13 protein-coding genes are annotated in these 12,659 nt (G+C 33.7%); 2 read left to right on the top strand and 11 right to left on the bottom strand.

The window, feature by feature from the left end; genetic code table 11:
* Nucleotides 1–38: 38 nt before the first annotated feature.
* Complete coding sequence (gene miaA, locus AC3IS6_RS14695; protein WP_489160393.1) at nt 39–959, top strand: tRNA (adenosine(37)-N6)-dimethylallyltransferase MiaA; 921 nt, start codon at nt 39–41, stop codon at nt 957–959.
* Nucleotides 960–1,022: 63 nt separating this feature from the next.
* Nucleotides 1,023–1,769 carry an acyl-[acyl-carrier-protein] thioesterase gene (locus tag AC3IS6_RS14690; RefSeq protein WP_489160392.1) on the top strand — a complete coding sequence of 249 codons (747 nt, stop codon included), beginning with the start codon at nt 1,023–1,025 and terminating at the stop codon, nt 1,767–1,769.
* Nucleotides 1,770–1,871: 102 nt separating this feature from the next.
* Here the strand turns inward: AC3IS6_RS14690 and AC3IS6_RS14685 are convergent, their stop codons facing one another.
* The 11 genes from AC3IS6_RS14685 to AC3IS6_RS14635 all read right to left on the bottom strand — a co-directional run bounded on the left by AC3IS6_RS14685 (nt 1,872) and on the right by AC3IS6_RS14635 (nt 12,652).
* On the bottom strand, nt 1,872–2,408 hold the full coding sequence (locus tag AC3IS6_RS14685; protein ID WP_489160391.1) for a tetratricopeptide repeat protein: 537 nt from the start codon (nt 2,406–2,408) through the stop codon (nt 1,872–1,874).
* Nucleotides 2,392–3,084: a peptide chain release factor H gene (prfH, locus tag AC3IS6_RS14680; RefSeq protein WP_489160389.1), complete on the bottom strand. Its 693-nt coding sequence runs from the start codon at nt 3,082–3,084 to the stop codon at nt 2,392–2,394. The genes AC3IS6_RS14685 and prfH overlap by 17 nt, the downstream gene beginning before the upstream one ends.
* A complete protein-coding gene (locus tag AC3IS6_RS14675) occupies nt 3,072–3,683 on the bottom strand; it encodes a hypothetical protein (RefSeq protein WP_489160387.1) in 612 nt (203 codons plus the stop codon). Before AC3IS6_RS14675 ends, prfH begins: the two co-directional genes overlap by 13 nt.
* 13 nt (nt 3,684–3,696) lie before the next feature.
* Nucleotides 3,697–5,088: an RtcB family protein gene (locus AC3IS6_RS14670; RefSeq protein WP_489160386.1), complete on the bottom strand. Its 1,392-nt coding sequence runs from the start codon at nt 5,086–5,088 to the stop codon at nt 3,697–3,699.
* 3 nt (nt 5,089–5,091) lie between these two features.
* Entirely contained in the window at nt 5,092–5,826 is a 735-nt protein-coding gene (locus AC3IS6_RS14665; RefSeq protein WP_489160384.1) for a hypothetical protein, read from the bottom strand.
* A gap of 776 nt (nt 5,827–6,602) precedes the next feature.
* Complete coding sequence (locus AC3IS6_RS14660; RefSeq protein WP_099711827.1) at nt 6,603–7,319, bottom strand: response regulator transcription factor; 717 nt, start codon at nt 7,317–7,319, stop codon at nt 6,603–6,605.
* A gap of 3 nt (nt 7,320–7,322) precedes the next feature.
* Complete coding sequence (locus tag AC3IS6_RS14655) at nt 7,323–8,909, bottom strand: sensor histidine kinase (protein ID WP_489160383.1); 1,587 nt, start codon at nt 8,907–8,909, stop codon at nt 7,323–7,325.
* A 59-nt stretch (nt 8,910–8,968) separates the two neighbouring features.
* Nucleotides 8,969–9,565: a dephospho-CoA kinase gene (gene coaE, locus AC3IS6_RS14650; RefSeq protein ID WP_489160381.1), complete on the bottom strand. Its 597-nt coding sequence runs from the start codon at nt 9,563–9,565 to the stop codon at nt 8,969–8,971.
* 2 nt (nt 9,566–9,567) lie between these two features.
* Nucleotides 9,568–10,566: a glycosyltransferase family 2 protein gene (locus AC3IS6_RS14645; protein ID WP_489160380.1), complete on the bottom strand. Its 999-nt coding sequence runs from the start codon at nt 10,564–10,566 to the stop codon at nt 9,568–9,570.
* A gap of 128 nt (nt 10,567–10,694) precedes the next feature.
* Nucleotides 10,695–11,885 (bottom strand): enoyl-ACP reductase FabV, encoded by a 1,191-nt coding sequence (fabV, locus tag AC3IS6_RS14640; RefSeq protein ID WP_489160379.1) that lies wholly within the window; start codon nt 11,883–11,885, stop codon nt 10,695–10,697.
* A gap of 68 nt (nt 11,886–11,953) precedes the next feature.
* Nucleotides 11,954–12,652: a hypothetical protein gene (locus AC3IS6_RS14635; RefSeq protein ID WP_489160378.1), complete on the bottom strand. Its 699-nt coding sequence runs from the start codon at nt 12,650–12,652 to the stop codon at nt 11,954–11,956.
* Nucleotides 12,653–12,659 lie beyond the last annotated feature (7 nt).

Here is a 12,659-nt window from a genome sequence, read left to right as displayed (position 1 = left end):
CAAGTCTAAGGTTTTTGCAACCGTAAAGACTCCCAAATATGAAATATCTAATTACCATCGTCGGACCAACAGCAATAGGCAAAACAGCTTTGAGCATTGCTTTGGCGCAACATTTTAATTGTGAGATAATCTCTTGCGACAGTCGTCAGTTTTTTAAAGAAATGACAATTGGTACGGCAGTCCCAACTCAGGAAGAACTGCAATCTGCTGTACATCATTTTATACAGAATAAATCTATTTTTGAAAATTACACTGTTGGGGATTACGAAAAAGAAGCACTTTTAAAATTAGAGGAATTGTTTGCAAAGAATGACTTCGCTATTCTAATTGGCGGTTCAGGACTATATGTTGATGCCATTCTAAAAGGATTCGATGAATTTCCGGAAATTGATCCTGAAGTACGTTTTGAAATAAACGCCAACTACGAAAAGCTGGGTATTACTTATTTGCAGGATCAATTAAAAAACCTTGATCCCGATTATTATCAGAGGCTGACTATAGAAAACCCACAAACGCTTCAAAATCCACAAAGAATGATGCGTTTTACCGAAGTGTGTATCGGAACTCAAAAGCCCTACTCTTCTTTTTTAAATCAGAAGAAAAACAACCGAAACTTCACTCCTATCTTAATTGGCTTAGAGGCCAACAGACCTGTTATTTATGACCGTATCAATCAACGTGTGGATCTGATGATGAATGAGGGATTATTGGAAGAAGCCAAGGCTCTATATCCCAACAAAGCGTTAAATGCTTTACAAACGGTCGGTTATAGAGAATTATTTAGTTATTTTGACGGAGAATTTTCGCTGCCTTTTGCCATCGAAGAAATCAAAAAAAATACCAGACGTTTCTCTAAAAGACAACTGACCTGGTTCAAACGAAATGAAGACACAAAATGGTTTGATTATGCGACAGATCGAAACGAAATCATAAGTTACATAGAAAATCTTCTAAAGTAAAATCGGTTTCTTTCCTCTGATAGAAAAATCTAAAATCAACAATCTAAAATTTAAAATTCAGCAATGCCAATATCTCCAAATTTTACTTCTGTCTTAAGCAAAGACTGGGAAATCAATTTTACACAATGTACGCCAAATGGTTTTCTAAAGTATACTGATTTATGTAATATTCTGCAATTGACAGCTGCTGCGCATTCTGAAGCCGGAGGCATTAGCTTTTTTGATATGCAGGAATTTCATCAGGCCTGGGTGTTAAGCCGCATGCGCGTTGAAATTACAGCTTTACCAAAATGGCAAGATGTTGTAACGGTAAAAACATGGATTAACAGTTTAGAAAATTCTCGTTCTGTTCGTGCTTTAGAGATGCATGTAAACGGAAAAAAAATAGTAGGCTGCGAAACGTACTGGGCTGTTTTTAATACACAGTTACGACGTCCCGAAGCTTTGGCTTTGCCTTACCAACATTTTGAATTGTATCCCGAAAAACGCGCAACTACTGAAGGTTTTTCAAAAATAAACATCAACCACGAAAAAGAAGCAGTTTTTGAAAAAACAGTTTACCTCTCGGATCTGGACATTGTAAATCACGTCAATAATGTCAAATATTTAGAATGGTGCCTTGATCATGTAGAGGAGAAAAGAATTCTTAAACAGGAGGTAAAAAGCTTTGAAATGAATTTCATGAAGGAACTGTCGTTAAAAGATAAAGTCATCATCCATGAGAGCGAAGACGACAATCACACTAAGGCAACGTTCAGCATTACAAAACAAGATAAAACTTGTTTTGCTTTGGAATTACACTGGAAATAAAATACTCCCAAAAAAATATAAAAGTTTAAAATTCGTGGTGATTCTGTAAATTCCTGATAAAAAAAACGAGGCATAATCGCCTCGTTTTTCTTTACAGGAAGATTACTTTACTTTCTTCTTCGAATCTTTTTTCGTTTTTTCAGCTTTCTTTTTCTTTTGCGTCAACTCAATCTTGCCTTTAATTCTTTTCTCTACTTCAGCAATATCGGATTCAAAAACAAATTGTAACGTACAAAGTTTAGCTTTTTTAATTTCTTTTAGTGCTAATTGAAACTCTTGCTGTGCTTCGTAAAGGATTCCTTTCTTTACAAAAATTTCAGATTTGTTTATTCCTTTTATAGTTAAAGCAAAATCGATTAACTTTTGCGCTTCTTCAAAATCTTCGTTTAAAATTAAAGTCTGAACATAGTGCGGATATACTTCGAGTGCATGAATGTTAATCGTCAGGGCTTCCTGAAAATAGATTTTTGCCTCTTCGTAATTCCACAATTGTTCTGACTGAATTCTTCCATACAAGCACAAAACCATCGTATTTTTAGCATCGTAGGAAAAGGCATAATCCAAAGATTCAATAGTTTCTTCTAATGAATACGGATAACTGTCCAACGCCTGAAAAAGGTATTTATCTATTGCTTTCATTTCGTAAATCGGTTTTAAGTTTTTGACGTGTTCCTTTGTAACTTTTCTCTGCCTTGTTCTTTTTAAAGTCAGTTCCTGAAAAAACTCTAATCGGATTACCCCGCTGAATATTCAGCTGATTTTCCCATTGTTTCCCAACATGGTTTTTAAGTTGTTGCAAAGTTTCGCCTTCCAGTTTTTTTAATAATCGTTCTGTTGCCAGTTTTTTGTTTTGGTGCTGAGAACGGCTGTCCATAGCAACAACTGCAATTCCTGTTGGCGCATGAGTTGCTCTGATTGCCGAACTCACTTTGTTTACGTGTTGCCCGCCCGCTCCGGAACTGCGCATGGCCTGATACTGAATATCGCTTTCAGAAATTGATGCATTTTTTTGTGGTTCAATCTCAAAAATACCTATAAACCAGTTTTTTCGCTTATGCATTTTCCTAAACTGACTTTGACCAATCCATTGAATCGTTCCTATCCAGGAATCAGCAAATCGGACAGCGTCTTTCCCTTTTACAGAGATAGTAGCGGTTTCTACTGTTCCGTTTTCCTGCCCTGCTTCTCGCTGCAGCAAAGTTGTTTCTAATTGTTGTTCCTCTGCTTCGTCCAAAACTTTTTTAAGCACCTGGGCCACTACCCAGGTGCATTCTGCCGGTCCCCGACCCGCTGTTATCTGAATTATTTTTTCCATTTCTCTAATATTTTAAGAAGCTTTTCTCTGTTCTTGGCTTCTTTTACAAATTTTGGTAAACGGGACACCAAACTCGATCCGAAATTCATTCTTGGATTTCGTTCCCTCAGCCCTGCTCCGATATACCGTTCTAAATACTCCATATGCTGCTTATTATAGGCCCAGAAAATATGTTTATCCACTTCTATTTGAAACCAAAGCGGCAAATTATACCATTGTTCTTTCACTAAACCGTCGTTACTATTTGAATTTTGCAAAACCTCTTGATTTTTTGGTTTCCACTCTTCCTGAAAATTACAATGCGGACATTTCGCTTTATACTTTTCCGGCTTTTCTTTTAATAACTGCGATTTAAATTCATATTTTTCATAACACTGATTGCAATAGGCTTTACCATAAGCAATGTATTGGTAAACGGGCCTGTCAAGCTTATAAAAGCAATGTTTACACTCCAAAATTTTAGTATAACAATGCCCGCATTTACATTCTTCCGAAAGTTTATTTTTAACTTTAGCTTTAGAGTCACATTTCGGACACTGCACTAAAATCTCGTGTAAAAAACTTTCTAAAAACTTATTCTCATCCTGAAATCTTTTCATACTCTTTGTCTTTTTATCGGTCCATTCTAACGATCTTTGGTGTAAAAGTTCCAAGCACTTCCACCAGATCACTTTGATTTGCCATCACTTTTGTAATGTCTTTATATGCCATAGGCGCTTCGTCAATATTTCCTCCAATTAAGGTCACATCGTTGGCTTTTAACACCTTTTTAATCTCACTTTGAGTGAAGGTACTTTTACACTTCGCTCTTGAAAACAAACGCCCTGCGCCATGCGAAGCAGAGTTTAAGCTTTCCGCATTTCCTTTGCCTTTTACAATATAACCTGGCGCCGTCATCGAACCGGGAATAATTCCCAATTGGCCCTCTGAGGCAGGCGTTGCACCTTTTCTATGTACAATACATTCCTGACCGTTTACCATTTCTTTCCAGGCAAAATTGTGGTGATTTTCGATTGTTACCACTACTCTTTTTCCAATTGCTTTGGCAATTCGTCGATGAATATCATCATGACAGGCTTTCGCATATTCTCCTGCTAAATTCATAGCCAGCCAGTATTCCTGACCATCATGCGTATTTAAATCCAGCCAGGCCAAATGCTGAACGTTTTTTGGTAACGGACATTGTTTTGTTGCCAAATAGGTATAATGTTTTGCAATGTTTGCACCTAATCCACGAGAACCACTATGCGAAAGAACGGCGAAATATTCTCCTTTTTCGAGCTTCCATTCGTTCTCCGGATTTTCAATTTTAGCAATCCCGAATTCTACAAAATGGTTTCCTCCGCCAGAGCTTCCCAGTTGTTTGTAGGCCTTCGGCAAAAGATTCTTTAACAATGGAATATCCTGAAATTCACTTTTATAAAAAACATCATGATCGACTCTTGAAGCATGAGTTTCATACATCCCAAACTTGGTATTATCTTTCAAAATTGCTTCCAATTGATATTCCTTTCCTTTAAAATGCGAAGCCGGTAAATCGAAAATAGAAAGGCTCATCCTGCATCCGATATCAACTCCAACTCCGTACGGAATTACAGCATTATCTGTTGCTAAAACGCCTCCAATTGGCAGCCCGTACCCCGAATGTGCATCCGGCATCAATGCTCCAGCTACCGAAATAGGCAGTTTTAACGAATCATACAATTGAAATTTTGCCTGTTGATCAATCTCATTTTCTCCAAAAATTTTAAAAGGAACTCTTGTTGTCTTCAACTGATGCATTCTTACCTGAACTGGTTTTATTAAACCTTCAGCTACTTTACCCCAGGTTCCGTTGCCTTCATATTTTTCCGGATGTAACAATACATCTTTAGCTTCTGTCAGGATAGATTCTTTTTTCTCTCTCTTTCTATATCTGTTAATCTGCCCTAAGGCGATATTTATTGAATTGTTTTTTGGAAACCCTAATTTAATCAGGTCTTTTCCAGATAATTTATTTCCCATGATTTATATCATTTCGTCCAGATATTGCTGATACAATACCTTCAGACTTTTATTTTTAATTGGGTTTTTCTCTTTTGGATTTTCACTTTCATAGTAACTCCAACGATGCGAAAAACCATCTACTAATTTGTTTATCTTATGTCTCAAATTAAGATTAGTAATGTAATTGTCGAGCAGCTGAATTTCACTCTCCAAATCTGAATCAACCAGCTTCGTATGTGTTATCATGTACGGACTAACACAAAGTACATAACGCCATGGCTCATTAAAAACGTAATGAATTTTATATCGCTTAAAATTGCTGCACCAACGTTCGCGTTTATAAAAATGTGCTTTTTCTTTCTCGGTTAATTCTAATTTCGGACTTTTCCACTCCCACTCTGAAAATTCTTTTACGGTTTGTAACTTTTCGGTATAAACATTTCTTCTTTTTCTCTTTTTTTTCCTTTTAAAAGATTTTTCAGAAGAAAACTGCCACGTGTTTATTTTTTCCAATAAGCTTTCGTAAAATGAAGATTCACTCGATCTTGCCACATCTTCTCTCAGTATAAAATTACGCTGCCATCCCTTTTGATAAGGGACCTCGAGTGGAACAAGAGGTAAATCTCTCCGTTTTTCCCAAAGCTTTTTTTCAAGTTTTCTTAACTGAATCAGGTGTTTTTCAAAATCTTCCTTTACTAATCTTTTTTTCTTTCTTTTACTTTTAAGACGAGCACACAAAGCATACTCCTCTACCATATAATTTTGCATTAAAAATTATAGTGCATTAAATTAACAGCCAAACAGGCTTAACATTTTATCCATGAAGGATAAGTAAAATCGATTTTCGGGAAAATTTGAAGTGTCTAGAATAAAAAAAAGCCCGAAACAAAATGTCTTCGGGCTTTATATATCTAAAAGTATATTTCTAGGATTGAAATAAGCCACGAAGAAGTGCTGCACCAAATTCATTTGATGTGAAGCTCTGTGATGTCGATGTAAGTACAAACATTTTTTCTTCGTTTTTAAAGGGTTATTATTTTTTTCGTCTGCAAATATTCAGAATACTTTTTTGATTTTCCAAATTTATTTTAAGAAAAATCGTTACAAAAAATTTATTTATATTATTATAAAAACCAAAAAAGACGGTAGAATACTCAAAATCAAAAAGATAAAAATCATGCTTTAATATTATTTTTTTTTGAATATTTATTTAACTATAAAGAAACAATACTCGGATCATGCAGATTCGTTTCACGAAAACGATGATTAGAGCGGATTTTTAATAGGATAAAAAGTTATGGCAACAATATTCTACATTATATAAAACTTAAGAATCTGTTTTGCTCCGTGTTTTCGCCTGGCGAATCCGTATAGTCAGAATTTCATTTTCGAATCCAAATTTGATTCATAATCCCCATTATTTGCAACTGAACCATATCTAACCTCATATAGTTCCAAGACAAAAATTACTCCATAAAAAAAGCCCTGATTTCTCAGGGCTCTAATATTTTTTTGTTTGGTTATATTTTTTGTTATTCTGTAACTTTACTTTTAACAACTAGTCTAAAACCTTCACCGTGAATGTTTAGGATTTCAACATCTTCATCAGCTTTTAGGTATTTTCTAAGTTTAGCGATATAAACATCCATACTTCTTGATGTAAAATAGTTATCGTCTCTCCAGATTTTAGTTAAGGCTAATTCTCTTGGCATTAAATCATTTTCATGAAGAATCAACATTTTAAGCAATTCATTCTCTTTTGGAGACAATTTAATCGGTTCTTCGTTTTCAAATGTTAGAAATCTAAGTTTTGAATTTAAATGGAATTTACCAATATTAAACTCAAACTGAACCTGTTCTGCTTTTGTATCAGCAGATTTTCTTTGAATGATTGCTTTAATTTTCATCAATAAAACTTCTGAATCAAAAGGCTTATTCAAATAATCATCAGCACCAGCTTTGTATCCTTTCAATACATCTTCTTTCATTGACTTTGCCGTTAAGAAGATAATCGGCACTTCACTGTTCTTCTCTCTAATTTCTTTGGCTAAAGTATAACCATCTTTATAAGGCATCATTACATCGAGAATACATAAATCATATACATCCTTCTTGAATTTTTCGAAACCTTCCATACCGTTTTTAGCTAAAGTAACTTCAAAGTCATTTAACATTAGATAATCTTTAAGAACTGCCCCAAAATTAAGGTCATCTTCTACTAAAAGTATTCTTTTGTTATTATTTTCCATATTTTAATTTATTAATGGTATTTTTATTATAAAGGTGCTACCTTTTCCTTTCTCGCTTTCAACATATACTTGACCATTATGATCTTCTACTATTCTTTTTACATAAGCTAGACCTAAACCGTGTCCTTTTACATTATGTAAATCTCCTGTATGTTCTCTATAAAATTTCTCAAAAACTCTTTTTTGAGCTACTTTGCTCATACCAAGACCGTTATCTTTTACTTTTATCAGAATCATGTCTTTTACATTCTCTGTAAAAATTTCTATCTCAGGCTTACCAGGAGAATATTTTATTGCATTTTCTAAAATATTAACCAATACATTCGTAAAATGTACTTCATTAATCAAACTGGTCGTTCTTGCTGCATTAAAATGCTTCACTACTGTTCCTTGTCTGTCTTCTAAAATTAAATTTACATGTTCGATGGCATCATCAATGATATCATGAATTGCGGTTGGTTCTTTTGTAATATCTAATTCTCTTTTTTCTAATTTAGAGATACGAAGAACGTTTTCTACCTGGGCATGCATTCTTTTATTCTCATCCCGAATCATTTGAAGATAGCGAAACACTTTCTCTTTATCTTCAATTATCTTAGGATTCTTAATGGCATCTAATGCCAGATTAATTGTCGCTATCGGAGTCTTAAACTCATGCGTCATATTATTTATAAAATCGGTTTTGATTTCAGAAATATGTTTCTGACGCAGCAATTGATTTAGTGCACTGGTGTAGGCAACTATAATGATTAATGTAAAAATTATTGAAAGTATTGTAATACTTAATAATTCAGACAGTAAGAATTTCTTTTTATGAGGAAACGTAAGAAACAATTCGTATTTACTATTCCCCTCATTATCCGTATAAATTGGCACGTGGTAACTTGCGTCTTTATCATAATGAAATCCATCAGATCTTACTTTCGTCGCAAGACCATTATTAAGAACACCATATTCAAATTTGGTTTTTACACCATATTCTTCCAGTTCTTTTTTTAAGAGTTTTTGAAGTTTATCCTTTGTTATCCTACCTTCTATCGGTGTCAGAGAAGCAATATCTTTGTATTGAATTTGCTGTTGAACTTTATTTAATATATCAAGGCTTCCCGATTTTTCGATTTTTAAATCCGGTATAATACTTTGTCCTAAAGTATTATTATCTATATTATTGTTGTTATTGTATACTTCTGTAACTCTCTTTGAACTAAAGTTTTTAAATCTTTCGCTGCTAAATTTTTTATTAAAAATTGAGCCACTAATATCATAATCTTCAGATGTAAGCGTATTAGAATAAACTATTGTCTTGTTTGTTTTTGCGTTTCTCTGAATGTAAAAAACCTGAAGTAAATCTTCTTTTTTAGGTGTTTTACCGGTGCTGTCTTTAATGCGGTTGTATTTATCGTAAAAACTATATTCTTCTTGCTGCTCCAGCTTGTCTGCGACATTTCCAATTACCTGAGTAACATGATATTTAAACTGTTCATCGTTGTTCTTGAACGATGAATTGAACCAATATACCTGAACCAGAATTATCCCTATTAAGGACAAACTCATCAATAAAACAAGTAATCTAAAAAATAATTTATTCATCGAAACAAAATTAATATTTTAACAATATACTAAATAATACATTAACCAAATATTAACATTTAAGACTGATTTTGTTTTATATTTAAAATTTTAAGAATTTTAACAACTTCTTCTTTAGCAATTTTAAGATTACTGTTATTAATAACAAAATTGCTTAAAGAAATTCGTTTTTCATCATTCCATTGCATTTTCATTCGGCTTAAAACTTGCTCCCGTGTGGTTTTATCACGCTTAAGTACTCTTTCAATTCTGAGTTCTTCCGGCGCGGTAACGGTTACAATAACATCACAATCTTTATAACGACCACTTTCAAACAAAATTGCGGCTTCATAAATTACATATTGATATTTTTTGTTTTTTAATAACCAAAGTTCAAAATCCTCTTTAACTGCAGGGTGTACAATTGCATTTAATGCTGCCAGTTTTTCAGCATCATTAAAAACAATTTCCGCCAATTTTGCTCTGTTTAAAACATTATTTTCAAAAAATGAATCTCCAAAAGCGGTTCTAATTTGTTGTAAAATGTTTTCAGATTGCATTATTTTTCTGGCTTCATCATCGGCAATGTATAAAGGGACTCCCATTTCTGCAAAGTAGTTTGCTATGGTCGTTTTTCCACTCCCTATTCCACCTGTCAGGCCAATAATTTTAGCCATATCTATATTTTAAAAAACATACGAGGAAAAGCCTCTTGGGGTTTTTGTTTTAAAATAATAACTTTTACGAACGATTTTAAAAATCCAGTTCCGTAACCATAAAATTGTTTCCAAACTGCGATCACAGCTAAGTACCCAATTTTGATGCTTTTATTCTGAATACTGGCTGTAAGAAAAATTACAACGAAATATACAAAATAAAATTGTAATAAAATATCAATATTAAAAATTAACAATAAAAAAGCTAATAATAATCCAAGGATAAAGACCGTAGGAAAAAAGAATGTCAATTTATTGTGTTCCGGATACCAACTGTTTAATATGGGTCTGGCTATTCCGAATTTATTTACCTGAATCGAAAATTTCTCCCAATCAATTCTGCGCTTGTGATACACATAAGCTTCCGGAAACAATCTGGTTTCAAAACCCAAATTCCACAAACGAATGGAAAGATCCGGATCTTCTCCCGGATGAATGTTTCCAAAACCATTTGATGCAACAAAAGCCTTCTTTGAAATCCCCATATTAAAACTTCTCGGCTGAAACTTATTAATTTTTTCAGACCCACCGCGAATTCCTCCTGTTGTTAAAAATGAAGTCATTGCAAAATTAATTGCCTTCTGAATATCCGAAAAACTATCTAATGCTTTATCCGGCCCTCCAAAACAATCAACATAATCTTCGTTAAGTGCTTTTCGAACTTCTGTCAAATAATTAGAAGGAATAATACAATCTGAATCAAAAATGATAAAATAATCCCCTCTGGCTTTTTGCATTCCAAAGTTTCTTGAGTCTCCAGGACCTGAATTTTCCTTAAAATAATAAGAAATGTTCAGCTTGCCCTGATAGTTCATCACAACGTCCTTACAAGGTATTGATGATCCGTCTTCGACAAGAACAATTTCAAAAGCTTCATTATAATCGGATTTTGATAAACTTTCTAAAAGTTCATCTACTTCATCCGGACGATTATACACGGGTATAATTAAAGAAAAAATCATAGCAGATTATGCGGTATTAAAGTGGAAATATTTTAAATTTCAAAATTTTAACAAAGATATGTTATATTCATAAAAAAACCATTCGTAGCGACGAATGGTTTTGATATATAGTACTATTTTTTTTCTGTTTATTTGATACTTTCAATTTCAACAACTTCATTCGCTTCAGCAGCATAGTCTACTCCGGCAAATTCAAACCCAAACAGGTTTAAGAAATCATTTCTATATCCGGCTAAATCTCCAATTGCAGGCAATGTTTCAGTTGTAGCTTCTAACCAAAGTTTAGCCACTTTAGCCTGTACATCTTCACGCATTTCCCAATCGTCGATTCTGATTCTGCCTTTTTCATCTACAGGAACTTCAGATCCGTTGTACAATCTGTCCTGAAACAAGCGCTGGATCTGCTCGATACAACCTTCATGTATTCCTTCTTCTTTCATAATTTTATATAAAAGAGAAATATACAACGGAATAACCGGAATTGCAGAACTCGCCTGTGTTACCAAGGCTTTGTTTACAGAAACATATGCTTTTCCTACAATAGATTTTAAACTATCTGTAATCGAAAATGCTGTAGCTTCTAAATCATCTTTTGCACGACCAATTGTTCCTTTACGGTAAACTGCCTCTGTCAATGATGGTCCAATATAAGAATAAGCAACTGTTGTAGCTCCTTCAGCTAATAAATTTTCAGCTTTTAAAGCATCAATCCACATCGTCCAGTCTTCACCACCCATTACAGCAACTGTATTGGTAATGTCTTCTTCATTTGCCGGAGCAATAGAAACCTCTGAAACGTTTCCGGTATGAAAATCAACTGTTTTATTGGTAAAAGTTTGACCGATTGGCTTTAGAACAGAACGATGTAAAACTCCTGTAACCGGATGTTGACGAACCGGAGAAGCTAAACTGTAAATGATAAGATCAACCTGACCTAAATCAGCTTTGATTAAATCTAAAGTCTGTCTTTTTATTTCGTTTGAAAAAGCATCTCCATTGATACTTTTTGCATATAAACCTGCTTTGTGAGCTTCTGTTTCAAATGCAGCAGAATTATACCATCCTGGAGAAGCTGTTTTACCTTCAACCGGTGGTTTTTCAAAAAACACTCCAATTGTTGCGGCATCAGATCCAAAAGCACTTGTAATTCTTGACGCTAATCCAAAACCTGTTGAAGCGCCAATAACTAATACTTTTTTTGCACCTGCAATTGGTCCTTTTGATTTGATATATTCTATTTGATTTTTAACATTTTGCTCGCTACCTTTTGGGTGGGCTGTCAAGCAAATAAATCCTCTCATTCTAGGTTCTATAATCATACTTTTTTATTTCAATTTAATTTGATCTAAACAACATACTCTATTTCTAAGAAATAGACAAATATTTACTATTTAATAATTTTGTTCACATTTTCCCTAACGGTTAAAATATCAACTTTTTTATCTTTACATTCAATTTTAACCCCATTATACTCTTCGATTAATGCATTTAAATTTTCGCACTCTCTTATAAAATTGAACTCTTTCTTATCAACATTAAATACGATTCCTTTTAACGTATTCAAATTAGCCGCAATTGCCCCTCCTACCGCTCCCGCATTGTAAGCAAAAGCCTTAGACCACATATTAGCGAAAGGTCCTTCGAGATACAAAAACCTTCCATCATTTAAAACTCTATGATAAGAGTTTGGATTATCGGCAGACATATTTCCGTCTTCCTTTGAAGCAAACTGCATTAAATATCTTTGCTGAATGTACAAGTTACCATTGTAAACAATAGCAAAATAATCCGTAATTTTTGCATTGTTTCTTTTCCAGCAAAAGAAAACATGATAAGCATCCGCATTCTTTTCGATTGATTTATAACCTGCGATAGTACGTCTTTCCAATGCATCACCCATGAAAATTCCTGATTTTGCAATAAAATTTTCATACGTTTTATAAACACCTTCAGGAAAGTCTTTTACTAAATAAGTTTTAGATTCGCTACCTGTCAATTCTGCAACTTCTTTCGGAGCAACCTCCTGAGCATTTATCTTACTAACAAAGAAGCAAATAAAAGACAAAACATATAGTTTTTTAATCATATTATAT

It is taken from the genome of Flavobacterium sp. KH_035 (assembly GCF_057839565.1).
This window is presented reverse-complemented; position numbering and strand designations above follow the sequence as displayed.